This is a genomic window from Candidatus Litorirhabdus singularis (assembly GCF_026262625.1).
Taxonomy (GTDB): Bacteria; Pseudomonadota; Gammaproteobacteria; order Pseudomonadales; family Halieaceae; genus Litorirhabdus; species Litorirhabdus singularis.
The window spans coordinates 313,153-338,107 of record NZ_SHNN01000002.1; the positions used below are offsets into that span (position 1 = coordinate 313,153).

Genomic DNA, 24,955 nt, shown 5'->3' on the forward strand with positions numbered 1-24,955 from the left:
ACCACAGCAAATGTGGGCGATGAGCCCGTCAGCAGCGCTGCTGCTGAGCTTAACGCTGTGGATGAAACTGCCAAGTTAATCGTATCGCCGCGTCTGGAGCAGTTACGCAAACAGCCCCAGCAGGGTGAAATGCCGTTTGCGGTAGTGCTGGGTAAGGCTGTCACGGAACTGCCGAAAGACCTCTATATCCCCCCGCGGGCGCTGGAAGTCTTTCTGGAGGCCTTTGAGGGTCCACTGGACTTGCTGTTGTATCTGATTCGACGGCAGAATCTTGATGTGCTGGCTATCGACGTGTCAGAGATTACTACTCAATACATGCATTACGTCGACTTGATGGATGCCATGCAGTTTGAACTGGCGGCAGAATATCTGGTCATGGCGGCGATGCTCGCAGAGATTAAGTCGCGTATGTTGTTGCCCCGTTCCAGTGAGATTGAAGACGACGAGGAAGATCCTCGTGCGCAGCTTATTCGTCGCCTGCAAGAGTATGAACGCTTTAAAAAGGCCGCTGAAGAAATCGAAGAGTTGCCGCGGATGGAACGTGAGAACTACCCGGTGCAGGCGGATCCACCGGACATCGACCGCTCACGACCGGACCCGGATGTTGATATGCGTGAGTTGCTGGTGGCGCTAGCCGAGGTCATGCGGCGAGCAGATATGTATGAGCACCATCAAATTCAACGCGAAGCACTCTCCACGCGTGAGCGTATGACTGATGTCCTTGATCGACTGCGCGGTCAGCAGTTTGTGCCGTTTGTCACGTTGTTCCGTTTGGACGAAGGCCGCTTGGGAGTGGTGGTGACGTTCCTGGCCATCATGGAATTAATTAAAGAGGCATTGGTAGAGATTGTGCAAACCGAGAATTTTGGCGCGATACACGTGAAGGCGAGAATAGAAGCCGCCGTGGAGGGCGATAGTGACTGACTTCGGATTGGTTCAGATTGTTGAAGGGGCGATTCTGGCCGCTGGCAAGCCGTTGACGGTGCAAAATCTTGCCGACTTGTTTGAAGAGCATGAGCGGCCGGATACTGCGGCAATTCGCGAGGCACTGGCAGAAGTGGCTGAGCGCTGTGAGGATCGCGGCTATATGTTGCAGGAAGTGGCCAGCGGGTTTCGCTTTCAGGTGCGTCAGGAGTTGAGTCAGTGGATTGGAAGACTGTGGCATGAGCGGCCGCAGAAGTATTCGCGAGCGTTGCTGGAAACACTTTCGCTCATAGCCTATCGGCAACCGATTACTCGCGGCGAGATTGAAGAAATACGCGGCGTGGCGGTGAGTAGTCAAATTATCAAGACCTTGCATGAACGTGAGTGGGTGCGGGTTGTTGGCCATCGAGACGTGCCTGGGCGCCCGGCTATGTATGCCACCACGCGGCAGTTTCTGGACTATTTTAATCTCAAGAGCCTTGATCAGCTGCCAGCATTGGCTGAGATCAGAGATTTCGAAACCTTGACGGCGGAACTTGGGTTCGAGAATCTGGTTGATGAAACGGCTTTAGACGCTGAAGCAGCCCCGTTAGATGACGCTGTGGCGACAGCGGATGCCGAGCAAGGCACCGATGCAGAAGCCGCTACTGCTGATGTTGATGTAGATGTAGAAACTTTGCCTGACGCAGCGGTTGGTGCTGAAGAAAACCCGCGTACTGAAGAAGAAATGACGGCCGAAGAAGAACCAGTTGCAAACATGGCCGCCGAGGTAGCAGAGATAGCTGTTGATGGTGAAGCTGTTTCTGAACCGGAAGCCGATGTGTCAGTTGACGCAGCCGCAGTTACCTCTGCGCTGCCTGTCGATGAGGACATCACGCCAGCAAGCACCACAGCGAATACAACAATCAATACAACAACCAATACAACAACGAATATACCAACGGAGAATAAATTGTCAGCAGATGTGGTTTCGATAGCGTCGGCCCGTGATGCCAACCGCGATGGATGAAGTCGACGAGAAACTGCAGAAGGTTCTGGCTCGGGCTGGTATTGGTTCGCGGCGCGAGATGGAGCGTTGGATAGAGCAGGGCCGGATTACGGTCAATGGCAAACCTGCCAAGCTAGGGGATCGCGTTGGCGCTGAAGCGCGTATTGGCGTCGATGGCAAGCAGCTCGAGCTGGCTGAAGAGACCGCCACTCGTGTCATTCTCTACCATAAGCCCCCTGGAGAGGTAACAACACGTAAGGATCCTGAGGGCCGGCCTACCGTTTTTGAACGCTTGCCCAAGGTCAAGGGCGGCCGTTGGATATCTATAGGCAGGCTCGATTTCAATACCAGTGGCTTGCTGCTGTTTAGCACTGATGGTGAGTTGGCGAACGGACTGATGCATCCTTCAGCTAACATAGAACGTGAGTACATGGTGCGGGTAAAGGGCGATGTTACTGATGAGGTCCTGCAGAATTTGCGCGATGGCGTCATGCTTGAAGACGGTATGGCGCGCTTCACCGATATTCAGGATGGTGGTGGCGAGGGTGTCAATCATTGGTACTACGTGGTCATCATGGAAGGACGAACACGTGAGGTACGTCGGCTATGGGAGTCTCAGGATTGCGTAGTATCGCGCCTGAAGCGCACCCGTTACGGCAATGTGTTTATTCCTTCAAAGGTTAAGCAGGCGCAGTGGGTTGAATTGGGGCCTAAAGAAATCAGCGGGCTTTATCGTATGGCGGGCCTCAAAGCCAAGCGTGTTACCAGTGCGTCACGCAACGACACTTCCAGCATGAAGCGACAGTTCAATAAGCGCTCGCGGTCACGTTAAACAATAGAAATCCCTAGCGCACACTGAGGGCTTGGCCATTAATGCCCTTGCTATCGTCACCCATGAGATACAAGTAGGCAGGCATAATAGATGCTGCCGTGGGCAGTGTTGCCGGGTCTTCTGCAGGATAAGCCGCAGCCCGCATTGCGGTTCTGGTGCCACCCGGATTCAATGAATTGACGCGTGTCGAGCTGGTGTTTTCAAGCTCATCGGCAAGTACTTGCATGAGCCCTTCTGTAGCGAATTTAGACACGGCGTAAGCGCCCCAGTAGGCTTTGCCCTTGCGGCCCACGCCGCTGGAGGTGAATACCACCGAAGCACTGTCAGCATTTTCCAACACCGGTAGCATGGCCCGAGTCAGTAACATTTGCGCGGTAACGTTCACCTGCATCACGCGCTGCCACTGAGCGGGGTCGCTATCGGCAATCGGTGTGCGCTGTCCTAGCAGGCTGGCGTTGTGCAGTAGACCATGCAGAGCACCTAGTTCGGTTTCTATCGAGTCTCGCAGCAGCTGGTAATGGGCTAGCTCAGCCAGCTCCAGATCGAGCGGGTAGAGTATGGGTACCGGGTGTCCGGCAGCGACAATGCCGTCATAGACCGCTTCAAGTTTTTCCTGAGTGCGTCCGAGTAAAATAACAGTCGCACCATGCGCGGCAAAAGACTGTGCTGCCACTTTTCCGATGCCATCGCCGGCTCCGGTAACCAAAATGTTGCGCCCGCTCAATAGCGTTGCAGATGGCTGGTAATGCGTTGGGATAGGGCTGGAATTCATGACTGGCTCCAGGTCAGAAACTAAATTGCTTGAGAAGCGGTGCGATCTGATCTGCGCTAGCGGCTATTACACTGGCGCCCCAAGCAGCTGCGTCGTCATCTGCCTCAATGTAGCCGTAGCTGGCAGCAATCGTCTGCATGCCTGCATTGCGACCGGCTTCAATATCGCGCACATGGTCACCTACAAAGACCACCTGCCGAGGCAGGCAGTTCAGGTGCTCGCAGTTCAGGTATAGCGCTTCAGGGTCGGGCTTGGCGCTGCTGACTTGATCTGCACAAACCAGACTGCCCATGGCTGGAAGGTTTATTGTCGCCATAAGCGGAATGGCAAAGGCGCTAGGTTTGTTGGTGCAGATACCCCATTGAATATTGTTTTCGCCAAGGTCTGCCAGTAATTCTGCAATGCCAGGATATGGCTTTGCGTAACTGCCCAGCACTTCACCATAGATATCCAGCAAGCGTAACCGCTGACTCTCGAATTCTGCGTTATCCGGTTGCAGGCCAAGCGCGAGCGTCACCAGCGCGCGGGCGCCGTTCGACACATTGGCGCTGATAATAGCTGCAGGAAGCGGTTCCAGCCCATGTTCAGCGCGTAATTGCTGCACGACCAGCACGAACTCAGGCGCGGTATCAATCAGCGTGCCATCCAGGTCAAACAAAACCGCTTTGAGCTCTGCGGGGTACTCATTACTCACGCAGGCTTTACCGCACTAACCATATAATTGACGCTGACATCTCGAGGATCCAGCCGATAATGTTTGGTTATTGGGTTGTACAGCAGCCCGGTCATGCTCTCGAGCTGCAGGCCTGCAGCGCGCACCCAGGCACCCAGCTCGGAAGGACGAATAAACTTGCCGTAGTCGTGCGTACCTTTGGGTAGCAGATTAAGGATATGCTCTGCACCTACAATAGCGAACAGGTAGGACTTGGGATTGCGGTTCAGGGTTGAGAAGTAAAGGTTACCGCCAGGTTTACAGAGTTCGCCACAGGCAGCGATCACGGCCGCCGGGTCGGGCACGTGTTCAAGCATTTCCAGGCAGCAGACAATATCGTAGCTGGCGGGCTCTTTTGCGGCCATTTGCTCCGCCGTAGCTTGTTGATAATTGACCTCGACGCCAGACTCCAGCTGGTGAATACGCGCCACTGAAAGCGGAGCTTCACCCATATCCACGCCGGTAACATCAGCGCCACGCAGTGCCATGGCTTCAGCGAGTATGCCGCCGCCGCAACCAATATCAATCAGGCGTTTGCCTGCCACGGGTGATCGCTCATCTATATAGTTGGCGCGCAGCGGGTTAATCTCATGCAACGGCTTGAATTCGCTCTGTTTGTCCCACCAGCGCGATGCCAGCTCTTCGAACTTGGCAATTTCCTGTGGATCTACGTTCAGTTCGGGACTAGTCATGATTTTCCGCGCCTGCTATGCGATGACGCCATTTCGCGGCGTTGCTCTTAATGGTGTTCAGGTTGAGTGTCTGCAGCTGACGTTCGCTCATCAGGCACTGGCCGTTGACCCAGCTGTGGGTGACCTGAGAGCTACTGACAGCATAGACCAGCTGTGAAATGACGTTGTGTACGGGCTGTGTTTCCGGCGTATTAAGGTCAATCGCAATAAGGTCGGCGTATTTGCCGATTTCCAGCGTGCCAAGTTCGTCCTGCTTGCCGAGCGCAGTGGCGCCGTCGAGTGTTGCCATACGCAGCGCCTTGGCAGCCGGCAACGCTGCGGCATCGCCGCTTTCTGTTTTGGCCAGTAATGCTGCGCTGCGCATTTCTGTCATCAGATCAAGCCGGTTGTTGGAGGCAGCACTGTCGGTGCCTAGCGCTACGTTGACCCCGGCCTCATGCAGAGCGGTGACCGGGCAGATGCCTGAGGCCAATTTCATATTGCTGCTGGGGCAATGCACCACATGTGCGCCGGCGGCGGCCAGCAAAGTAATGTCTTCTGTACTCAACTCGGTCATATGCACGCACTGAGTGCGCGGGCCAATAAGCCCCAGTTCATTCAGGTTGTGCAGCGGCCGCTGGCCAGTAACAGCCAGAGCATCGTTAACTTCCTGGCGAGTTTCGTGAAGATGTATATGTACTGGCAAATCTAACTCGGCAGAGAGGGTGGAAATCGATTGCAGTGCGGACTCTGCCACGGTGTAGGGAGCGTGCGGCCCGAACACCACGCTAATTAATTCGCTGTGTTTGTAGTCATCCCGCAGGGCCAGCCCTTTTGAAATATAGTCGTCGGCGTCCTTGCCCCAAGCACTGGGAAAATCAAACACGGGGAAACTGAGCTGGCTACGCATGCCTGCCTCGACACAGCAATTGGCCGTCACATCAGGGAAAAAGTACATGTCGCTGAAGCAGGTAGTGCCAGAGCGAAGCATTTCTGCCAGCGCGAGATTAACGCCATCGCGGACAAACTCAGGGCCCACATGTTCGCTTTCAGTCGGCCAGATGTGGTTTTCAAGCCAGGGCTGTAGTGGGAGATCGTCGGCAAACCCGCGCAGCAGGCTCATGGCAGCGTGACCGTGACAATTGATAAGTCCGGGCATTAGCGTGTGGTCGGGCAGCTCCACGGTTTCTGCAGCGGTTATTTTACGAGCTTCGGATGCAGGCAGCACGGCGCTAATGCGCCCGTTGCTGATAACCACGGCGTGATTTTCCAGCACCTGGCCCTCCGGCAGTACCGGTACTATCCAGCCCGCGAATATCAAGGTATCGGCGATTTCCATAATGGCGGGCAGTATAACCAGAAATACGGGTGAAGACGGCAAAAAAATAGCTAAAAATCCGCGACTTCCGTATAATTCGGGGTTTTATTCTTCCAAGCGAAAAACAGGGTTCAGATGGTCGATTCAACCCAAGAAATATTACCAGTCAGCATCGAAGACGAGCTAAAGCAGTCTTATCTGGATTACGCGATGAGCGTAATTGTCGGTAGGGCCTTGCCGGACGTTCGGGACGGACTCAAACCGGTGCATCGGCGTGTGCTGTTCGCCATGACCGAGCTCAATAACGACTGGAATAAGCCGTATAAGAAGTCAGCACGTATTGTTGGCGATGTCATCGGTAAGTATCACCCACACGGTGACTCGGCGGTGTATGACACCATCGTGCGCATGGCGCAGCCGTTTTCGCTGCGCTATATGTTGGTTGATGGGCAGGGTAATTTTGGCTCTATCGATGGTGATTCTGCCGCAGCCATGCGCTATACCGAAATTCGTATGCGCAAAATTGCTCATGACCTGCTGGCGGATCTGGATAAGGAAACCGTCGATTTTGTGCCTAACTACGACGGCACCGAAATGATTCCAGCGGTGCTGCCGACTCGAGTTCCTAATCTTCTGATCAATGGTTCCTCAGGTATTGCCGTGGGCATGGCCACCAATATCCCGCCGCACAATCTGACCGAAGTGGTTAGCGCCTGTTTGGCCTTGATTGATAACCCCGAGATGGACGTGGATGAGCTGATGCAGCATATCCCCGGCCCGGACTTTCCGACGGGAGCCATTATTAATGGTCGTGCTGGGATTGTGCAGGCCTACCGCACCGGTCGCGGGCGTATTTATGTGCGCGCCAAGACTGAAATTATCAGCAACGAGAAAACCGGCAAAGACACGATTCTGATTCATGAAGTGCCTTATCAGGTGAACAAGGCCAGAATGATCGAAAAGATCGCCGAGCTGGTCAAAGATAAGAAGATAGAAGGCATTACTGAACTGCGTGATGAGTCTGATAAAGATGGACTGCGCGTTGTTATAGAGCTGCGCCGTGGCGAGTTGGGTGAAGTAGTGCTCAATAATCTGTATGCGCAGACGCAGCTGCAGTCCGTGTTTGGTATCAATATGGTTGCTCTGGTTGATGGGCAGCCGAAAATTCTCAACCTCAAGCAGATTATTGAGGCCTTTGTTCGCCACCGCCGCGAGGTTGTCACTCGGCGCACGGTTTATTTGCTGCGTAAAGCCCGTGAGCGTGGTCATGTATTGGAAGGTCTGGCGATAGCGCTGGCAAATATTGACCCGGTTATTGAGCTCATTAAAGCTTCACCAAATTCGGCTGCGGCTCGTGAACAACTGGTTGCACGCTCCTGGGCTCCGGGCGAAGTCACCTCGATGCTGGAACGGGCCGGTAGCGATGCTTGCCGACCTGACGAGCTGGAAGAGGAGTATGGCCTGCGCGACGGTCAATACTACCTGTCACCGGTTCAGGCGCAGGCCATTCTGGAACTTCGCCTGCACCGATTAACCGGACTCGAGCATGAAAAGCTGATTCAGGAATATCAGGAAAAGCTGGTAGAAATAGCGGCCTATCTGGAGATTCTGTCGGATTCAGATCGTCTTAAGCAGGTTATTCGTGAAGAGCTACAATCCATCGTTGAAGAATATGGCGATGAGCGGCGTACCGAGATTACCGATTCTGCTCACGATCTTACGGTTGAGGATCTGATTACCGAAGAAGACCGCGTGGTGACTATATCCCACGGCGGCTATGCCAAAACCCAGCCTCTGTCCGACTACCAGGCGCAGCGGCGCGGTGGTATGGGCAAGTCGGCAACGGCAGTGAAAGATGAGGATTTTGTTGAGCATCTGTTGATTGCCAGCACCCACGACACCATTTTGTGCTTTACCAATGTTGGTAAGGTCTACTGGCTGAAGGTATTTCAGATTCCCGTTGCAGGGCGTGGGTCACGCGGCCGGCCGATGGTCAATTTGCTGCCGTTGGATGAGGGCGAACGTGTTACCTCGATCCTGCCGGTTGCGGAGTATACCGAAGGGCATTTCATCTTCATGGCGACAGCCAACGGCACCGTTAAGAAGACAGCCCTAACCGACTTCAAGCGCCAACGTAGCGTGGGTCTGCGGGCTCTGGAGCTTGACGAGGGCGATGTGTTGGTTGGTACGGCGACTACCGACGGTGAGCAGGATGTCATGTTATTTAGCAGCTCTGGTAAAGCGGTTCGTTTTAAGGAGTCTGATGTTCGGGCAATGGGGCGCACCGCGCGCGGCGTTCGCGGGATCCGCATGTCTGAGGAGCACAGCATGATTTCGCTGATTATCCCAGGCGCAGATGGCAAGGTGCTCACGGTCAGTGAAAATGGCTACGGCAAGCGCACGGAAGTCAGCGACTTTCCCACCAAAGGCCGCGGCAATCAGGGCGTTATTGCCATGCAAGCCAGCGACCGCAATGGAACATTAGTGGGCGCCGTACAGGTTTTCAGTGGTGATGAGCTAATGCTGATCTCAGATCAGGGCACAATGGTGCGTACCCGGGCTGAGGAAATTTCGATTCTCAGTAGGAACACTCAGGGCGTGCGTGTGATCAAACTCAAGACTGGCGAAAATCTGGTGGGGCTTGAACGTATTGAAGAGCCGGAAGATGAGCCTGACTTTGACGATGACGGATCAACTGCTGACGCCGAGTAGTAACTCGGCAAAACCCGAAATACAGTTATAAACACTTAAGAAAGGAGACGGTTACATGGCGCGTTGCTATAACTTCTGCGCGGGCCCAGCTGCATTGCCGGAAGCGGTACTGGAGCAAGCCCGGGACGAAATGCTCGATTGGGGTGGGAAGGGTCTTTCCGTGATGGAAATGAGCCACCGCTCGGCAGAGGTGGTTGGAATCACCGAGCGCGCAGAAGCGACTCTGCGTGAGCTATTGGGTATTAGCGATGACTATGCAGTACTGTTTGTGCAAGGTGGTGCCAGCACACAGTTTTCGGCGGTGCCGCTGAATCTTGGGTACGCCAATGCGACCGCAGATTACGTGAATACCGGTCAGTGGTCGAAGAAGGCAATTGCCGAAGCATCACGATTTCTTGACGTCAACGTCGTGGCCAGTTCTGCGGATAGCAACTTCTCGTCGATTCCGCCGCAGTCTGAATGGCAAACCAATGATGGCGCTGCCTATCTGCACTACACACCAAACGAGACTATCGGTGGAGTGGAGTTCTTCTGGACACCTGAAGGCTCAGTGCCGTTGGTGGCGGATATGTCCTCTACGATTTTGTCGCGTCCGACTGATGTCAGCCGCTTTGGTGTGATTTATGCTGGCGCGCAGAAAAACATCGGCCCTGCTGGTTTGACGCTGGTCATCGTGCGCCGTGATTTGTTGGGCAATGCCAATCCGCTGACTCCGTCCATGCTGGACTGGAAGCTCGCTGCCGATAATGAATCCATGTATAACACGCCGCCAACTTATTCTATCTACTTAGCGGGTCTGGTTTTTGAATGGTTGCGCAAGCAGGGTGGTTTGGACGCTATGGAACGCGTTAATAGGCGCAAGGCAGAGAAGCTGTATGCGGCTATCGACGACAGCGAGTTTTATAGCAGTCCGGTAGAAGTGCCCAGTCGTTCACTGATGAACGTAGCCTTTACTCTGGCCGATGCTGAACTGGATAAGCCTTTCCTGGTAGAGGCGGACGCTGCTGGCCTGCTCAACCTGAAGGGGCACCGCTCTGTGGGCGGCATGCGGGCAAGTATTTACAACGCGGTTACCGAAGCTGCAGTGGACGCCCTGATTGGCTTCATGCAGGACTTTGCGAAACGCAACGGCTAAGCCATGACTGATTCGAAAGACCTCGATCAGGTCCGCTCAGAAATCGACACCCTTGATCAGCAACTTCAAGAACTGATCAATCGCCGCGCTGGCTTGGCGCAGGAAGTAGCCGATATAAAGATGGCGGAAGCACAGCAGGCTCGTGCTGACGGCGCCGAGTCGGCTGAGGTTGTATTTTATCGCCCTGAGCGCGAGGCCCAGGTACTGGCCCGGATTATGGAGCGCAATCAGGGGCCGTTACCGGCGAAGAATGTAGCCGCCATATTCCGTGAAATTATGTCCGCCTGTCTGGCGCTCGAGCGGCCTATGCAGGTTGCCTATTTAGGTCCTGAGGGGACGTTCACGCAGGCCGCGGCTATTAAGCACTTTGGCCATGCCGTGCTGGATGTCTCGCAGGACACGATTGCCGGTGTGTTCAATCAGGTTGAATCGGGGCAATGTAATTACGGTGTCGTTCCGGTCGAGAATTCTACCGAGGGCATGGTCAACCATACGCTCGATAATTTTATGGATTCTGGCCTGCAGATATGTGGGGAAGTGGAACTGCGTATTCATCATCACTTGTTGGCGGCAGCGCACACTTCTGCGGCGGATATCGTAAAAATCTACACGCACCAACAAACGCTGGCGCAATGCCGAGACTGGCTTGAAGCGCACTGGCCGCAAGTAGAAAAGATTGCGGTCTCCAGTAATGCTATGGGCGCGCGGCTGGCGGCATCTGAACCAGGTGCGGCAGCCATAGGGGGCGATATGGCCGCCACACAGTATGAGTTACAAAGACTGGCTGAAAATATTGAGGACAATCCCGATAACACGACACGCTTCCTTATTATCGGGAGCGAGGAAGTTCTTCCAAGTGGTAATGACAAGACGTCGATTATAGTGGCCAGCCGTAATCGTCCTGGGGCCCTGTTCGCGCTGCTGGAGCCGTTCAGGCAAGCTGGCGTAAGTCTGACGCGGTTGGATACCAGACCTTCGCGCACAGAAAAATGGGCTTATGTGTTCTTTATCGAATTCGAGGGACATCTGCGCGACCCTAATGTGGCGGCGATTGTGGCACAACTGGAAGAACAGTCGATTTTACTAAAGCCTCTAGGTTCCTACCCCAAGGCGGTTATTTAGCAGTTATGGCTGCGGTACTGGGTAAAGTTGTGATTATGGGGCTGGGTCTGATGGGCGGCTCACTGGCCCGTTCGCTGAAACAGACGGGTTTTTGTGATCATATAACCGGCCACGGTCATCGCGATGTTTCCCTAAAAAAGGGCGTGTCGCTTGGCATTATTGATAGCTACAGTCTGGATATTGATGAAGCCTTGGCTGGTGCTGATATGGTCGTGATTGCCACTCCCGTGTTGCGAGCTATTGAAGCGGTGGCAGAGGTGTTACCGAAGGTCTCCAGGTCGACCATTGTTACCGATGTGGCCAGCGTCAAAGGCAGCTTGCTGCAGGCAGGAATAGCCGCCTGCGCGGGTCAAGTGCCGCCCAATTTGGTGCTGGGGCATCCCATCGCCGGTTCCCACAATAGCGGGGTCGACGCATCGGATGCCGACCTGTACCGTAATCACAGAGTTATTCTGACGCCTTTGCCGGAAACCGACACTGAAGCCTTAGCGGTAGTGCGGCAGATGTGGCTGAGTACTGGCGCCAATGTCGCTGAGATGAACGTCGCTGAGCATGACGCAGTGCTGGCTGCTACCAGTCATTTACCGCATATGCTTGCCTATGCGTTGGTGGATGCGCTGGCCAGCAGCGCCATAACCGACGATATCTTTGCTTTTGCAGCCGGTGGGTTTCGTGATTTCTCGCGAATTGCCTCCAGCGACCCGACCATGTGGCGAGATATTGCGCTGAGTAATCGCGACAGCCTGCTTGAGGCGATTGATATGTACACGGCAAATCTCGCACAACTGCGTGAGTCCATCGCCAGCGCGGATAGTGACGCCTTGCATGATACTTTTTCCCGCTCCAAGGCTGTGCGCGATGCCTTTGTGGCAGGGTCTGCGGATTCCTGATATGGCCTCCAGTCTGCCGGTTATAACAGTTGATGGACCGAGTGGGGTGGGTAAGGGCACTGTTGCCTATCAACTAGCGGCAGCGTTGGGTTGGCATTTGCTGGATAGTGGTGCTCTATACCGCGTTACTGCTTATGCCTGCAACCAACAGAATGTTGCTCTGGAGGATCACGATAACGTGGCAGCGGTGGCGCGAAGTCTTGAAGTAGAGTTTAAGGGTGCCGATAGCGGTGAAGTCCTGGTTTTTTATCGTGGCGAAGATGCCAGCTCAGCCATTAGGACTGAAGAGGGAGGCCGCGGCGCCTCTACCGTAGCGGCAATTCCCGCCGTGCGCGCTGCTCTGTTGCAGCGTCAGCGCGACTTTCTGGTCGCACCAGGATTGGTCGCTGACGGTCGTGACATGGGCACTTCAGTGTTTCCCAATGCGCCACTCAAATTCTTCCTGGTGGCGAGCGCGGAAGAGCGTGCTGAGCGGCGTTACCGTCAGTTGCTAGAAAAGGGCGAAAGTGTTAGTCTGCCGCGCCTTTTAGGGGATATACAAGAACGGGACGAGCGAGATCGCTCACGTTCAGTATCTCCTTTGGTGGCGGCTGACGATGCCATAGTGATCGACAGCACAAAACAAAGCATCGACGCAGTGTTCGCAATGATTATGCGTGATGTACACAAGGTCTTCCCCGAGCTGCAACCAGCATAGGTCCGGGGCAGGCATTATTAATAGAGCCGTGTCGGCTGGTGGCACGGTACAAAGCCAGGAAAGTCTTATGAGCGAAAGCTTCGCTGAACTATTTGAAGAATCCCTTAAAACCGTCGATATGCAGCCCGGGTCTATTGTGACCGGCGTGGTCATGGATATTGATAGTGAGTGGGTTACCGTGCACGCCGGCCTGAAGTCGGAAGGTGTCATTCCCCGCGTACAGTTTTTAGATGCCAATGGCGAATGCGCCCTGCAAATTGGCGACGAGGTGCAAGTAGCACTGGAGGCCGTTGAAGACGGTTTCGGTGAGACCCGCCTGTCACGCGAGAAAGCCAAGCGCTCCGAGAGCTGGAAAGAGCTTGAAGCAGCACACGAAGCTGACGCGGTCGTTAAAGGTGTTATCAACGGCAAGGTCAAAGGTGGCTTTACCGTCGACATCAGCACTATCCGTGCATTCCTGCCTGGTTCACTGATCGACGTGCGCCCAGTACGTGAGACAACTCACCTGGAAGGTAAAGAGCTCGAGTTTAAGGTAATCAAGCTTGATCAAAAGCGTAACAACGTTGTTGTTTCACGCCGCGCAGTTATGGAAGATGCCAACAGCGCTGAGCGCGATGAGCTGCTCGCCAACCTGCAAGAAGGTATGTCTGTTAACGGTGTGGTCAAAAACCTCACTGATTACGGCGCGTTTGTTGACCTGGGTGGTGTTGATGGTCTGCTGCACATTACCGATATGGCCTGGAAGCGTATCAAGCATCCTGGTGAAATCGTTGAAGTCGGTCAGGAAATTGAAGTCAAGATCCTCAAGTTTGACCGTGAGCGCAACCGCGTATCACTGGGTCTGAAGCAACTGGGTGAAGATCCCTGGGTTGAGATCAAGGGTCGTTACCCTGAGAACACCCGCGTTAAGGCTCGTATTACTAACCTTACTGACTACGGTTGCTTTGCTGAGTTGGAAGAGGGTGTAGAAGGTCTGGTTCACGTTTCAGAAATGGATTGGACTAACAAGAACGTACATCCTTCCAAGATTGTCCAGCTGGGTGACGAAGTAGAAGTGATGGTTCTGGATATCGACGAAGAGCGTCGTCGTATCTCACTGGGTATCAAGCAGTGCCAGCAGAATCCATGGGATGCTTTCGGTTCGCAGTACACCAAGGGCGACAAGATCAAGGGCAATATCAAGTCTATCACCGACTTCGGTATCTTTATCGGTCTGGAAGGGAACATCGATGGACTGGTTCACTTGTCCGACATCTCCTGGAACGAGACCGGCGAAGAAGCTGTGCGTAGCTACAACAAGGGCGACGAGATAGAGACAATCATTCTGTCGGTCGATGCCGAGCGTGAGCGTATTTCTCTGGGCATCAAGCAGATGGAAGACGACCCGTTCAATAACTACGTGGCAGAAAATGACCGCGGCGCTATTGTGGTTGGTAAAGTCACTGAAGTTGACGCCAAGGGAGCTCTTATCGAGCTGGCCGAAGAAGTTGTCGGTTACCTGAAGGCTTCTGAGCTTAGCCGCGATAAAGTTGAAGATGCTCGTAACGTGCTTAAAGTCGGCGAAGAAGTTGAAGCCAAGATTGTCAGTGTAGACCGCAAGAACCGCGGTTTGGCTCTGTCTGTTAAGGCGAAAGACTACGATGACGAGAAGGATGCTGTTAAGAGCCTGAAGGAGACTGTTACTGAAGCAGCTTCGCCAGGCACTATCGGTGACCTGATCAAGGCGCAGATGGAAGATAAATAATCGCCTTGCGCGATTAATCTGGCGCTACGGCGCCATCAGAAGACCCGCAACGCGCAAGCGCTGCGGGTTTTTTTATGCCTGCACTGCCGCCCATAGGGCATGATTCATGCTGCCTCTCGTCGCGGTTGGCCGTGCACATTGCAGAATAAATTCTGCCCTACAGGGTTTTGATTCCTTGCGTTTGGCTGTGATTGATCTCCCACATTAGCAATTACCGCTTGCGCGCCTATCGACTTACGGGCAAAATGATCTTATTAATCAGAGGGTTAGCAAAAACCCCAGAAGGAAGTTGTAGATGACCAAATCTGAGCTGATCGAGTTGATCTCATCTCGCCAAACACAGTTGTCGGCCAAGGACGTGGAGCTGGCTGTTAAAACGATACTGGAACACATGTCGCAGACCCTCTCGTCGGGGGAGCGTATTGAGATCAGGGGCTTTGGCAGTTTCTCGCTGCACTATCGTGAGCCCCGGCGCGGTCGCAACCCGAAAACGGGAGATGCGGTTGAGCTTACCGGGAAATATGTACCGCATTTCAAGCCGGGTAAGGAGCTCCGTGAGCGAGTCAACCTGGGGTTGCAGGCGGGTCATTGAAGCAGAAAATAGATACAATAAGGGCACTGCGTGAGCACTAGCCCTTTTTTAATGCCTGGAGATTATGAGACTACTTGTTAAAATTTTGATGTTCTTACTGCTCTGCCTGGTGCTTATGGTGGGGGTATTGTTTGCCGTGCAAAACCCCGAGCCGGTGCCTCTCAATCTATTGCTGGTGGAGTTACCAGAGCGCTCGGTAGCGTTATGGGTATTACTCGGCTTCGCCTGTGGCGGTATTATCGGCATGCTGACCTCTCTGGGTATGATTCTGCGACTGCGTACCTCACTACTGCGAGCCAACCGTCGGCTGAGCGTTGCTGGAAAGGAACTGGAGTTGGGTCAAACAGACCCCTCAATCGCGTTAGAAAAAACCGAGGTATAGATGCAATCACCGATTATCGTGGCACTGGATTACGACAACCAGGAGGCCGCGTTGGCTCTGGCTGACCGCCTGGAGCCGTCTTTATGTCGCCTTAAAGTAGGCAAGGAATTATTCACCCGTTTTGGACCAGCACTAGTGGAGCAACTCCAGCATCGCGGATTCGATGTTTTTCTGGATCTCAAATATCACGACATTCCAAACACCGTTGCGTCGGCCGTGCGTGCAGCGTCAGATCTCGGTGTATGGATGGTCAATGTGCACGCTGGCGGAGGCAGGCGCATGATGGAGGCAGCAGGGGAGGTACTGGTGGGTTATTCTCAACCGCCAATACTGATTGCAGTAACAGTCCTGACCAGTCTCTCAGCTGAGGATTTATCGGAATTGGGTTATGCGCAAAGCGCTGCAGAACGCGTTTCGATGCTGGCCGCTTTGGCAGCGGATAGTGGCATGAGTGGTGTTGTCTGTTCTGCCGAGGAGGCCGGTAACTTGCGAGCACAGCGCGGCGGCGGTTTTGCGCTGGTGACTCCAGGTATTCGAATGGCAGGGGATAGCAGCGATGATCAGCGCCGCGTGGTAACACCGCAGGCTGCGATTGCCGCAGGCAGTGACTACCTGGTCATTGGTCGCTCGATTACCCAGGCTGCGGACCCGGTAGATCGTCTGCAAGCTATCTTGAACGAATTGGATAGCAAATAGTCCGGCAGGCGTTTACTGACCGACTAGACTGATACTCGATACGGATAATTGCAGGATGCATTATCAGATATGGAGATCTCTATTATGCTGAAAAGACTTACTTTGGCTCTATTGCTGGGATTGTTCCCGGCTTTCACCCCTCTTACCCTGCACGCGGCTGAATTAGCAGTCGCGAGCCAGGCACAAGTGGTTAATATCAATAACGCGGATGCTGCCACCTTGGCGGAGAAGCTCAATGGTGTGGGTCTGTCTCGCGCCGCAGAAATAGTACGTTATCGTGAAAATTATGGTCCCTTCCTGCATATAGACGATTTATTGCAGGTCAGGGGTATTGGTCAGGCGACGATCGACAAGAACCGCGATCGTATAAGCTTGGATTAACTTTGACTCATCCGTATCATGGAGGGGAGCTTAGGCTCCCCTTTTTTGTTGACAAGAATCCTGTTTATGAAGTGTCTGGTTACCGGTGCCACTGGTTTTATTGGCGCAGCGCTGAGTAAGGAGCTGGATGCCAGAGGCTACGAGTTGGTGCTTGTTACTCACCATACAGCGACCAGCCCGCTAGCTAACGTGCCAGTGTACGCGATCGACCTGGGTCGAGATGCCATCCCGGGCGAGCTCCTGACAGGGGTGGAGTGGGTTTTTCACTGCGCAGGCATTGCCCACCAACAAGCCAGCGATGATGATTACCGTCGCGTTAACCACCAGGCCAGTCTAGATCTAGCCGCGCAGGCATTGGCCGCAGGGGTCGCCAGCTTTATTTTCCTTAGCAGTGTGAAAGCGGAAGCTGCTGCGGCCAGTGCCTATGGGCAGTGGAAGTGGAAGACTGAGCAGGCGCTGGAACAGTTGTCAGTTGGATCAGGTATGGCCATTCAGTGTTTGCGTCCGGCATTGGTTTACGGGCCGGGGGTAGGGGGTAATCTTGGGCAGTTGATTACGGCAGTGCGAGGGCATATGCCTATGCCGCCAAGTGCTGGAGCGCGCTCCTTGGTGAGCATATCAGACCTGGTTGAGGCCTTGTGCACTATGGCTGAGCAACAGCCTGCAACTTTTCGGTGCCTCACTGCAACAGATGGCCAGGAGTATTCTACCAGGCGTCTGTATCAGGCCATTCGCGCGGGTCTGGGGTGGAATCCAGGCAGCGCTTGGCTGCCGACGTCTGGCTGGCGGCTGGCGTGTATGGGACTTGATTTAGTGACACAGCGAGTGCGCGGCGACACCTGGTCACGAATGTTTGGTGAAGAGCTTTATTCAAGTGAGGCTTTACGGAGCGAGTTGGGTTGGCAGCCGCAGCTGACTTTTGAGCAAGCAACCAGCACTATGCTAAAAGCGACGAATTAGATGATGGTGGTGCTGCTCGTAGCTACGCTCATGCTCAGCATGCTGCTGTGTTTTGTCTATCTGCAGCTGGCGCGACGCTGGCAAATCATAGATTTACCCAACGCCCGCAGCGCTCATGAGAAGCCCATCCCTCGCGGTGGCGGAATTGCCATTATTTTGACCTGGAACGCTACATTGCTGGCGGGATATTACTGGTTAGGGGCAGGTGATATGCCGTTGGTGATGTTGGTCACGGCTTCGCTGGCAGTGGCAGTGGCGGGGTTTTGGGATGATGTTGCGGCGTTACCTGCATTTAATCGGTTGCTGGTGTATGCGTTGGTATGCGCTGCCGTTATTACATATTTGCCATTAGACTCTGTCTGGCTTTGGCCCCTGGCCTGGTTATATCTATTGTGGTTATGCAATCTGTATAACTTTATGGATGGCATTGACGGTATCGCAGGGGTGCAGACCGTTTTTATCGGTGTCGCGGCAGCGGCGCTGGGTAGCTTCACGGGTGCCCCTTTGTGGCAGCTAGTGGCAGCGCTGGGGCTTGCTGCTGCCGCCTGCGGTTTTCTGGTCTTCAATTGGCCGCGGGCGACGCTGTTCATGGGCGATAGCGGCAGCGTATCCTTAGGTTTGATAGTGGGCGTATTGTCTCTGGCTACTGATGCTGGTGTTGGCCTGCCGCTGGTTAGTTGGTTGATACTGTTGGCGGCTTTTGCGACTGACACCACCTACACTCTGGTGCGTAGGGCTTTAGCAGGAGAGTCGGTGATGCAAGCACATAACCAACACCTCTATCAGCGACTGTCCAGGCATTGGCACAGTCATGAAAGGGTGCTTTTAGCCCTTATGCTGCTCAATATGCTCTGGTTGCTGCCATTGGCTGCCGCTGCGGCTTACTGGCCGCGTGCGGGGCTAGCCATAGTCATTCTGGCTTACCTGCCGCTCATTATTTTCATGCGGAAAACGGTCAAAATAACGTAAAATTTAATATCAGAAACAGCTAGAATGGTCGTCTGTTTACTCAGCAGGAAAACCTCCGTGGCCTTTTTTCGTCGCATCAGCAAAAGAACCATGCGCAGTATGAGCAGCAGCCTTGTGCTGGCCTTTGAAAAAATGCTCGAGCTACCGCGTAATATCAAGCAGATCCTGCTGCTCCTGCTGGACATGTTTTTCGTCTGTGCTGCAATGTGGGCAGCGATTGCTATGCGTTTGGGTACCGTTGATTTCAATATCGGGGTTATCGAGATTGTTTGCGCTGCGGCAACTGTAGTCATCAGCGCTATCATATTTTTGCGGCTTGGATTATATCGAGCTGTCATTCGCTTTATGGGCCAGCAAGCAGCCTGGGCGATTGTGCGGGGCGTCAGCTACTCGACCATGGTTTTGGGCGCTTGTATCTTCTTCAGTCAGGCGCATGTGCCGCGCTCGCTGCCTTTTGTTTATTGGGCATTAGCGTTGTTGTTTATCGGTGGCGGCAGAATGGTGGTGCGCGCCTACTATCAAGATAAAGTCCTGTTTGCGACAGACAAAGTGATTATCTATGGCGCGGGTGAATCGGGCCGACAATTGCTGACTGCGCTTAGCCATGGAGATCAGTTTCGTCCGGTTTTTTTCGTCGACGACAACGCAAAATTACAGCATAGCGTTATCAATGGTGTTCAGGTGGTTAAGCCGCAGGACGTAGAAAAACTCATTGCTGAGCACGATATTTCCCAGGTGTTGTTAGCAATGCCTAGCGTTAGCGGCGAGAGGCGGCGTGAGATAATCAATTCGCTGGTGGGACTGCCCGTCTACGTTCGAACCGTACCCAAATTTTCCGATCTGTTATTGGGTAAAGCGAATGTCACCCAGATACAGGATATTGAGCTGGAGGATCTGTTGGGTCGTGACCCAGTGCCACCGCACCCTGAACTCATTGACCGTTGTATTACAGGCAAGGTGGTGATGGTAACTGGCGCGGGGGGCTCCATCGGCTCCGAGCTGTGTCGACAGATTCTACTATCCAAGCCGCGCGAGTTACTGCTATTGGATATTTCTGAGTACGCGCTTTACAAAATCGAACGTGAATTACGCGACTTACTGCGCAGCTCCGGCCTCGAGATAGAGCTGATACCGCTATTGGGCTCCGTGCAGGATAAGCGCCGAATTGAGCGACTGTTCACTACGTTTGAGGTGCAAACGGTGTACCACGCCGCTGCCTACAAGCATGTGCCTCTGGTGGAATATAATATCGCCGAGGGTGTAGCAAATAATGTATTCGGAACCGTGTACGCTGCCGAGGCTGCTATTGATGCCGGGGTCGAGACCTTCGTGCTGGTCTCAACGGATAAAGCGGTGCGTCCTACCAATATCATGGGTGCCTCCAAACGGCTTGCTGAGATGGTGTGCCAAGGCCTGACGGGGACAGAGAACAACACCCGCTTTTGTATGGTGCGGTTTGGTAATGTACTGGGCTCCTCTGGCTCGGTAGTGCCACTGTTTCGCGAACAGATTCGTGCTCACGGTCCCCTCACCGTTACTCACTCTGAAGTTACCCGTTACTTCATGACCATACCCGAAGCGGCACAGTTGGTGCTGCAGGCCAGTGCCCTGGGCATTGGGGGCGATGTGTTTGTGCTTGATATGGGCGACCCGGTTAGAATTCTTGATCTGGCCAAGCGCATGATCCATTTAAGCGGTTATTCGGTTCGCGATGAAGATAACCCGCAAGGTGATATTAGTATCCAATTCACGGGCCTCCGGCCTGGCGAAAAGCTCTTTGAAGAGTTGTTACTCGGCACCAATGTGACTGGGACAGGCCATCCGATGATTATGCGCGCGGTAGAAGAATATCCGCCCATGGAAGAGATTCGTGGCTGGCTGGATAATCTTAAATCGAACTGCGACGAGATGGATTGTGAGAGTATCAAAGCCATACTGTTAAAAGCGGTGAGTGGGTTTGAGGGTCATCAGGGCATGCATGACCATGTTTGGAAAAAGCAGATGATGGGCAGTCAAAGCGAATCGTCCAATGTGCAAATGCTATTCCCGATGCGTTCCGCAGATAACTAGAATCACTAAAACCTGAAGGATAACTATGACCGCTTTCGATGTATTCAATGGCGATGCAGACGGCATTTGCGCGCTTACCCAGCTACGTAATGCCGAGCCACGTGATGCGCAACTGATCACTGGAGTCAAACGAGATATAGCACTCTTGCAGCAGGTACAGGCCGTCTCAGGTGACCAAATCACAGTGCTGGACGTCTCTTTGGACAAGAATCGGGAGGCGCTGGAAGGTGCTCTGGAAGCCGGAGCTGAAGTGTTTTACTGCGACCATCATTTTGCCGGTGATATTCCCCAGGACAAAAAGCTACATGCTTTGATTAACACAGCGCCCGATGTGTGCACTAGCATTCTGGTCAACGCACACCTCAAAAGTGCCTTTCTTGAGTGGGCCGTCGTCGGCGCTTTTGGCGATAATTTGTTTGCTAGTGCAACGACCCTGGCAAAGCCTCTCGATCTCGATCCTGCGGCGCTAGAGCAGCTGAAGAACCTGGGGACTTACATCAACTACAACGGCTACGGTTCCAGCCTGGAGGATCTGCATTTTACGCCTACAGATCTTTATATAAGTGTTAGCGCGCATGCCAGTCCGTTTGATTTTATACAACAAGCTAGCGCCGACTTTGAAAAGCTGGAGGGCGGGTATCAAGCTGATATGGGGGCTGCACAGTCGCTGCAACCTGCTCATGTAAGCGACTCTACCGCCGTGTATGTGCTGCCTAATGAGGCCTGGGCGCGCAGGGTGAGTGGTGTGTATAGCAATGACTTGGCCAATGCCAGCCCTGCTCGCGGACATGCCGTTCTCACAGAAAAAGCCAACGGTAATTATCTGGTAAGCGTACGCGCGCCGCTGGATAACAAAACCGGTGCCGATGAGTTGTGTATGGAGTTCCCCACCGGTGGTGGACGCAAAGCGGCGGCTGGGATTAATGATCTGCCAGCGGCAATGCTGGATCAATTCATCGAGCGTTTTTCAGGCTTTTATCAGCAAGGGTGAGGGCAATGCAGCGAGCACTATGTGGTTTGTTCTTGAGTTTTCTGGTTATGGCTGCCAACGCGGAGCAAGCATTACTCGAAATGGCTCGAGCTGATATTAGCGGTGCGCGCAACGATATTGTGCTGCTGGCTATGGACCTGACGCCAGCGCAGCAAAAAGTGTTTTGGCCGATTTATCAAGATTATGCCAAGGAACAAGACACTCTCTTGGTGCAGAGAATGACAATGCTAGAGGAGTTCTCCGCGAATTTTGGCAATATGACAGCGGATCATGCTAACCGTATTGCCGATCAATCTTTTGCAATACAGCGGGCGCGGCTGCAGCGGCGTGAGAATTATTTTGCACGTATCTCCAAAGCGCTGGACCCGATTTTGGCGGCGCGCTTTATTCAGGTTGATAGTCAGGTGTCCACCTTGCTGGACTTTGAGCTGATGAAGTCGACCCCGCTTATTGCACCGCCACCTCCGGTAGATAACGTAGAGGTGGTTAACTAGCCTCACCTAGTCAGCCGGGTAACTATTGATCTCAATTTTGATGCCTACCGGATCCATAAACTGAACCTGTTCTAGTTTGAAATCCGGTAAATCTAGATGGCCATAGGGTATTGCTCGTGCCTCAAGTTTAGCCCGCACCGCGCCAAGATCATCGGTTTGAAACGCCACATGATCGAGGTGGTTCATATCCGAAAAAGTGTGGTTATCGCTCTCGATAATGTGGACGATTGCGCGGCTGGCGTCGGTGCCATAGAGCCAGTAGCCGGCAATGCCGAATTCCGGTCTAGGACCTTTGCTCAGGCCAAGTACGTCACAGTAAAAGTCCCTGATCGTATCTAGCAGGGGAGCCGGCACACTAATGTTCATATGATCAAGTTGCATAGCTTTAGCTCGTTGGATTGGGTTTGCCTAGTATAGGGCGGTTGAAGCTAGAGTGGCGATAAATACCGGATCTCACGGGGCACGGTCTGGCACGGCTGCTCCGTAGCTGTGACTGTGAACCCCTGTTCGACATTGCGGTGCACTATTACTGGTAACAATCCCATTGTCGCCGTCAGCGTTTGTAATGGCTGCGACCATTGACTAGAATGCGCGCCCTTGGCGTTGCCTCCTAACAGCGACGCTAGCCGATAATCCCTCATCGATTTCCGCCTGTGTCATGTATGACACGGAGCCGGATGTTTTTGGTTAAGAGAGTGATATGTTTGAAATCAAACCCAGCCGCGTAGCATCGGTTAAAAATGACTTGTTGTCCGGCCTTACCGTAGCGCTGGCGCTTGTGCCAGAAGCCGTCGCGTTTGCGTTTGTTGCGGGCGTAGAACCGCTGGTTGGGCTCTACGCTGCCTTTATGGTTGGCCTCATTACGGCCTGCATCGGTGGGCGTCCGGGTATGATCTCCGGCGCTACAGGTGCGTTAGCGGTGGTGATGGTGGCGCTGGTGGCGGATCACGGCGTTGAATACCTGTTCGCCACTGTGGTGCTTATGGGCGTCTTGCAGATTAGCGCAGGCCTGTTCAAGTTGGGTAAGTTTATCCGTATGGTGCCGCACCCAGTCATGCTCGGTTTTGTTAATGGTTTGGCAATCGTTATCTTTCTCGCCCAACTGGGACAGTTTGGCGTGGACGGAGAGCCGGGCTGGCTGGAAGGCACTTTCATGCAGGGCTCCATTGTCGATGTCGCCTGGCTGTCGGGGAGTGCGCTCTACATGCTGGTAGCGTTGGTTGCCTTAACCATGTTCATCATTCACATGCTCCCTCGCTTAACCACAGCAGTGCCGTCATCGCTAGTAGCTATCGTGGTCGTCAGCCTGCTGGTACTAGGGCTTGATCTGGATACACGGGTTGTTGGTGATATTGCGTCGATTAAAGGCGGCTTACCTAGCTTTCACATTCCCAGCGTACCGTTCAATTGGGACACCTTGGTCATAATCTTGCCCTACGCCTGTATTCTGGCAGCCATTGGCCTGATTGAGTCATTGCTGACATTGCGACTGGTCGATGAGATCACTGAAACTCGCGGTCGTGGTAATCGCGAGTGTGTGGCGCAGGGCGTAGCGAATACCGCTACAGGTCTATTTGGCGGTATGGGCGGTTGTGCCATGATTGGGCAGAGCATGATCAACGTCAATTCGGGCGGTCGTGGCCGGCTCTCTGGAATTACCGCAGCTCTGAGTCTGTTGTTCTTTATCCTGTTTGCTTCGCATTTGATCGAACAGATTCCGCTTGCCGCGCTGATTGGTGTGATGTTTATCGTGGTTATCGGTACGTTTGAATGGAGTAGCTTTCGTGTGTTACGCAAAGTTCCGCGCAGTGATGCGTTGGTGTTGGTCGTGGTCTCTGGTGTTACGGTTGCCACCGATCTGGCAGTGGCTGTGGTGGTGGGGGTTATTATGTCTGCCCTGGTATTTGCTTGGGAGCACGCCAAGCATGTTAACGTTGAGACTCGCGAAGACCATAAAGGCCGTACCGTCTATGGCGTCAGTGGGCCGTTATTTTTCGGTTCAGTAACATCCTTTCTCGAACAATTTGATCCCCAGCAGGCCAAGGATGACGTGGTCATCGATTTTGCCGGCTCGCGAGTCTGCGATCACTCTGGCCTGGATGCTATCGACACACTTGCAGATCGTTATCTTAATGCAGGCAAAACACTGCACCTGGTTCACCTCAGCGCAGAGTGCCGTAAGTTGTTGCGCAAAGCTGGCAGCCTGGTTGAAGTAAACGTTATCGAGGACCCACAGTATTTTATCGCCGAAGATACGCTTGGGTAGAGCGCTGAAACTATAAGGGCCGCAGGATCTGCGACTATTGTAGTGAAATTTGGCTCCGTAGCGGGTATTCGCAGCTCGTGTCCCGGCTGCCCTCCATTTCATATATCTAGGCTGCCCACTTTGAATCTGAAGTGTCAATTTACGCGCAGACTGCTGGGGAAATCTACAATAGTTTAATCTGCGTGCGACTACGGCCAATAACTGTCAGTTCTAAGTCATTCTCCAATGAGTATCGTCTCGTCCGGGAGGCGTGTGAGAACCCGCATAATCAACACGCCTTGGCGTATGCTCCGTGTTAGCTTACATCAGAATTCGAGTCATAGAAGTTGAAGTCGTGAAGTTGCGAGAAATGGATAGCAGAGCAAAAAGTTTTTACGGGGCCAATCTTGGACAGAGAAGGCTACAGAACGGGTTACACAGCGGTCATATCCGATCCAATAAAAAAGGCCTACATTTCTGTAAGCCTTTGATATAACGAGCTAAATTTGGCTCCGCCTGCTGGGCTCGAACCAGCGACCCAATGATTAACAGTCATTTGCTCTACCAACTGAGCTAAGGCGGAATGGTACTCTCTCGAGGCCGCGTATATTAATGTTCACCCCCCTGTCGGTCAATAGCTATTTGGTCAATAATAGGC

24 protein-coding genes and 1 tRNA gene are annotated in these 24,955 nt (G+C 53.4%); 19 read left to right on the forward strand and 6 right to left on the reverse strand.

All coding sequences use genetic code 11. The features are described from left to right. The first annotated feature begins 57 nt into the window (after positions 1-57). The 3 genes from EYC98_RS09805 to rluB are packed head-to-tail and all read left to right on the forward strand — an operon-like array spanning position 58 to position 2,744. Positions 58-924: a segregation and condensation protein A gene (locus EYC98_RS09805; protein WP_420887177.1), complete on the forward strand. Its 867-nt coding sequence runs from the start codon at positions 58-60 to the stop codon at positions 922-924. After that, the gene (gene scpB, locus EYC98_RS09810) at positions 917-1,933 is read left to right on the forward strand and encodes an SMC-Scp complex subunit ScpB (RefSeq protein ID WP_279245169.1); all 1,017 of its coding nucleotides are present in this window, start codon (positions 917-919) and stop codon (positions 1,931-1,933) included. The genes EYC98_RS09805 and scpB overlap by 8 nt, the downstream gene beginning before the upstream one ends. Beyond that, complete coding sequence (gene rluB / locus EYC98_RS09815) at positions 1,914-2,744, forward strand: 23S rRNA pseudouridine(2605) synthase RluB (RefSeq protein WP_279246065.1); 831 nt, start codon at positions 1,914-1,916, stop codon at positions 2,742-2,744. The genes scpB and rluB overlap by 20 nt, the downstream gene beginning before the upstream one ends. Before the next feature lie 13 nt (positions 2,745-2,757). Here rluB and EYC98_RS09820 read toward each other — a convergent pair whose 3' ends face one another. From EYC98_RS09820 to EYC98_RS09835, 4 genes are read right to left on the reverse strand one after another with little or no spacing between them, the layout of a single operon-like run. Continuing rightward, on the reverse strand, positions 2,758-3,516 hold the full coding sequence (locus EYC98_RS09820; protein ID WP_279245170.1) for a YciK family oxidoreductase: 759 nt from the start codon (positions 3,514-3,516) through the stop codon (positions 2,758-2,760). A 13-nt stretch (positions 3,517-3,529) separates the two neighbouring features. Next, on the reverse strand, positions 3,530-4,210 hold the full coding sequence (locus tag EYC98_RS09825; RefSeq protein ID WP_279245171.1) for an HAD-IA family hydrolase: 681 nt from the start codon (positions 4,208-4,210) through the stop codon (positions 3,530-3,532). Beyond that, the gene (ubiG, locus tag EYC98_RS09830; protein WP_279245172.1) at positions 4,207-4,920 is read right to left on the reverse strand and encodes a bifunctional 2-polyprenyl-6-hydroxyphenol methylase/3-demethylubiquinol 3-O-methyltransferase UbiG; all 714 of its coding nucleotides are present in this window, start codon (positions 4,918-4,920) and stop codon (positions 4,207-4,209) included. Before ubiG ends, EYC98_RS09825 begins: the two co-directional genes overlap by 4 nt. After that, positions 4,913-6,238 (reverse strand): TRZ/ATZ family hydrolase, encoded by a 1,326-nt coding sequence (locus tag EYC98_RS09835; protein ID WP_279246066.1) that lies wholly within the window; start codon positions 6,236-6,238, stop codon positions 4,913-4,915. The genes ubiG and EYC98_RS09835 overlap by 8 nt, the downstream gene beginning before the upstream one ends. Before the next feature lie 114 nt (positions 6,239-6,352). Here EYC98_RS09835 and gyrA point away from each other — a divergent pair, with 114 nt between their 5' ends. The 15 genes from gyrA (at position 6,353) to EYC98_RS09910 (ending at position 22,052) form a co-directional block, all read left to right on the forward strand. Further along, the gene (gyrA, locus tag EYC98_RS09840; protein ID WP_279245173.1) at positions 6,353-8,929 is read left to right on the forward strand and encodes a DNA gyrase subunit A; all 2,577 of its coding nucleotides are present in this window, start codon (positions 6,353-6,355) and stop codon (positions 8,927-8,929) included. A 55-nt stretch (positions 8,930-8,984) separates the two neighbouring features. After that, the gene (gene serC, locus EYC98_RS09845; RefSeq protein WP_279245174.1) at positions 8,985-10,064 is read left to right on the forward strand and encodes a 3-phosphoserine/phosphohydroxythreonine transaminase; all 1,080 of its coding nucleotides are present in this window, start codon (positions 8,985-8,987) and stop codon (positions 10,062-10,064) included. 3 nt (positions 10,065-10,067) lie between these two features. Continuing rightward, positions 10,068-11,186, forward strand: coding sequence for a prephenate dehydratase (gene pheA, locus EYC98_RS09850; protein WP_279245175.1), 1,119 nt, complete (start codon positions 10,068-10,070; stop codon positions 11,184-11,186). A 5-nt stretch (positions 11,187-11,191) separates the two neighbouring features. Then, positions 11,192-12,076 (forward strand): prephenate dehydrogenase, encoded by an 885-nt coding sequence (locus EYC98_RS09855; protein WP_279245176.1) that lies wholly within the window; start codon positions 11,192-11,194, stop codon positions 12,074-12,076. Position 12,077: 1 nt separating this feature from the next. Beyond that, the gene (cmk, locus tag EYC98_RS09860) at positions 12,078-12,773 is read left to right on the forward strand and encodes a (d)CMP kinase (protein ID WP_279245177.1); all 696 of its coding nucleotides are present in this window, start codon (positions 12,078-12,080) and stop codon (positions 12,771-12,773) included. Positions 12,774-12,840: 67 nt separating this feature from the next. Then, complete coding sequence (gene rpsA, locus EYC98_RS09865; protein WP_279245178.1) at positions 12,841-14,517, forward strand: 30S ribosomal protein S1; 1,677 nt, start codon at positions 12,841-12,843, stop codon at positions 14,515-14,517. A gap of 295 nt (positions 14,518-14,812) precedes the next feature. Further along, on the forward strand, positions 14,813-15,109 hold the full coding sequence (gene ihfB / locus EYC98_RS09870) for an integration host factor subunit beta (protein ID WP_279245179.1): 297 nt from the start codon (positions 14,813-14,815) through the stop codon (positions 15,107-15,109). A 64-nt stretch (positions 15,110-15,173) separates the two neighbouring features. Further along, on the forward strand, positions 15,174-15,491 hold the full coding sequence (locus EYC98_RS09875) for a LapA family protein (RefSeq protein WP_279245180.1): 318 nt from the start codon (positions 15,174-15,176) through the stop codon (positions 15,489-15,491). Beyond that, on the forward strand, positions 15,492-16,187 hold the full coding sequence (pyrF, locus tag EYC98_RS09880) for an orotidine-5'-phosphate decarboxylase (protein WP_279245181.1): 696 nt from the start codon (positions 15,492-15,494) through the stop codon (positions 16,185-16,187). Between the two features lie 84 nt (positions 16,188-16,271). Continuing rightward, positions 16,272-16,568, forward strand: coding sequence for a ComEA family DNA-binding protein (locus EYC98_RS09885; protein WP_279245182.1), 297 nt, complete (start codon positions 16,272-16,274; stop codon positions 16,566-16,568). A gap of 66 nt (positions 16,569-16,634) precedes the next feature. After that, complete coding sequence (locus tag EYC98_RS09890) at positions 16,635-17,528, forward strand: NAD-dependent epimerase/dehydratase family protein (protein ID WP_279245183.1); 894 nt, start codon at positions 16,635-16,637, stop codon at positions 17,526-17,528. Next, the gene (locus EYC98_RS09895; protein WP_279245184.1) at positions 17,529-18,497 is read left to right on the forward strand and encodes an MraY family glycosyltransferase; all 969 of its coding nucleotides are present in this window, start codon (positions 17,529-17,531) and stop codon (positions 18,495-18,497) included. A gap of 99 nt (positions 18,498-18,596) precedes the next feature. Then, on the forward strand, positions 18,597-20,567 hold the full coding sequence (locus EYC98_RS09900) for a polysaccharide biosynthesis protein (protein ID WP_279245185.1): 1,971 nt from the start codon (positions 18,597-18,599) through the stop codon (positions 20,565-20,567). Between the two features lie 25 nt (positions 20,568-20,592). Then, the gene (locus EYC98_RS09905; protein ID WP_279245186.1) at positions 20,593-21,558 is read left to right on the forward strand and encodes a DHH family phosphoesterase; all 966 of its coding nucleotides are present in this window, start codon (positions 20,593-20,595) and stop codon (positions 21,556-21,558) included. Positions 21,559-21,563: 5 nt separating this feature from the next. Continuing rightward, positions 21,564-22,052 carry a hypothetical protein gene (locus EYC98_RS09910; RefSeq protein WP_279245187.1) on the forward strand — a complete coding sequence of 163 codons (489 nt, stop codon included), beginning with the start codon at positions 21,564-21,566 and terminating at the stop codon, positions 22,050-22,052. Positions 22,053-22,058: 6 nt separating this feature from the next. Here the strand turns inward: EYC98_RS09910 and EYC98_RS09915 are convergent, their stop codons facing one another. Next, a complete protein-coding gene (locus tag EYC98_RS09915) occupies positions 22,059-22,433 on the reverse strand; it encodes a VOC family protein (RefSeq protein ID WP_279245188.1) in 375 nt (124 codons plus the stop codon). A gap of 319 nt (positions 22,434-22,752) precedes the next feature. Between EYC98_RS09915 and EYC98_RS09920 the strand changes: the two genes are divergently transcribed. Next, positions 22,753-24,318, forward strand: a complete 1,566-nt coding sequence (locus EYC98_RS09920) for a SulP family inorganic anion transporter (protein ID WP_279245189.1) — start codon at positions 22,753-22,755, stop codon at positions 24,316-24,318. A gap of 486 nt (positions 24,319-24,804) precedes the next feature. On the opposite strand, the gene EYC98_RS09925 is transcribed toward EYC98_RS09920, so the two are convergent. After that, positions 24,805-24,880 (reverse strand) — tRNA-Asn (locus tag EYC98_RS09925). Positions 24,881-24,955: the final 75 nt, after the last annotated feature.

What these genes read in the sequence shown, in the direction of transcription:
- EYC98_RS09905 (WP_279245186.1), top strand. Translation starts at nt 20,593, where the DNA reads ATGACCGCTTTCGATGTATTCAATGGCGATGCAGACGGCATTTGCGCG.
- pheA (WP_279245175.1), top strand. Translation starts at nt 10,068, where the DNA reads ATGACTGATTCGAAAGACCTCGATCAGGTCCGCTCAGAAATCGACACC.
- ihfB (WP_279245179.1), top strand. Translation starts at nt 14,813, where the DNA reads ATGACCAAATCTGAGCTGATCGAGTTGATCTCATCTCGCCAAACACAG.
- ubiG (WP_279245172.1), bottom strand. Translation starts at nt 4,920, where the DNA reads ATGACTAGTCCCGAACTGAACGTAGATCCACAGGAAATTGCCAAGTTC.
- EYC98_RS09875 (WP_279245180.1), top strand. Translation starts at nt 15,174, where the DNA reads ATGAGACTACTTGTTAAAATTTTGATGTTCTTACTGCTCTGCCTGGTG.
- rluB (WP_279246065.1), top strand. Translation starts at nt 1,914, where the DNA reads ATGCCAACCGCGATGGATGAAGTCGACGAGAAACTGCAGAAGGTTCTG.
- serC (WP_279245174.1), top strand. Translation starts at nt 8,985, where the DNA reads ATGGCGCGTTGCTATAACTTCTGCGCGGGCCCAGCTGCATTGCCGGAA.
- EYC98_RS09835 (WP_279246066.1), bottom strand. Translation starts at nt 6,238, where the DNA reads ATGGAAATCGCCGATACCTTGATATTCGCGGGCTGGATAGTACCGGTA.
- EYC98_RS09885 (WP_279245182.1), top strand. Translation starts at nt 16,272, where the DNA reads ATGCTGAAAAGACTTACTTTGGCTCTATTGCTGGGATTGTTCCCGGCT.
- gyrA (WP_279245173.1), top strand. Translation starts at nt 6,353, where the DNA reads ATGGTCGATTCAACCCAAGAAATATTACCAGTCAGCATCGAAGACGAG.
- EYC98_RS09920 (WP_279245189.1), top strand. Translation starts at nt 22,753, where the DNA reads ATGTTTGAAATCAAACCCAGCCGCGTAGCATCGGTTAAAAATGACTTG.
- cmk (WP_279245177.1), top strand. Translation starts at nt 12,078, where the DNA reads ATGGCCTCCAGTCTGCCGGTTATAACAGTTGATGGACCGAGTGGGGTG.
- rpsA (WP_279245178.1), top strand. Translation starts at nt 12,841, where the DNA reads ATGAGCGAAAGCTTCGCTGAACTATTTGAAGAATCCCTTAAAACCGTC.
- EYC98_RS09855 (WP_279245176.1), top strand. Translation starts at nt 11,192, where the DNA reads ATGGCTGCGGTACTGGGTAAAGTTGTGATTATGGGGCTGGGTCTGATG.
- EYC98_RS09895 (WP_279245184.1), top strand. Translation starts at nt 17,529, where the DNA reads ATGATGGTGGTGCTGCTCGTAGCTACGCTCATGCTCAGCATGCTGCTG.
- EYC98_RS09915 (WP_279245188.1), bottom strand. Translation starts at nt 22,433, where the DNA reads ATGCAACTTGATCATATGAACATTAGTGTGCCGGCTCCCCTGCTAGAT.
- EYC98_RS09820 (WP_279245170.1), bottom strand. Translation starts at nt 3,516, where the DNA reads ATGAATTCCAGCCCTATCCCAACGCATTACCAGCCATCTGCAACGCTA.
- pyrF (WP_279245181.1), top strand. Translation starts at nt 15,492, where the DNA reads ATGCAATCACCGATTATCGTGGCACTGGATTACGACAACCAGGAGGCC.
- EYC98_RS09890 (WP_279245183.1), top strand. Translation starts at nt 16,635, where the DNA reads ATGAAGTGTCTGGTTACCGGTGCCACTGGTTTTATTGGCGCAGCGCTG.
- EYC98_RS09900 (WP_279245185.1), top strand. Translation starts at nt 18,597, where the DNA reads ATGAGCAGCAGCCTTGTGCTGGCCTTTGAAAAAATGCTCGAGCTACCG.
- EYC98_RS09910 (WP_279245187.1), top strand. Translation starts at nt 21,564, where the DNA reads ATGCAGCGAGCACTATGTGGTTTGTTCTTGAGTTTTCTGGTTATGGCT.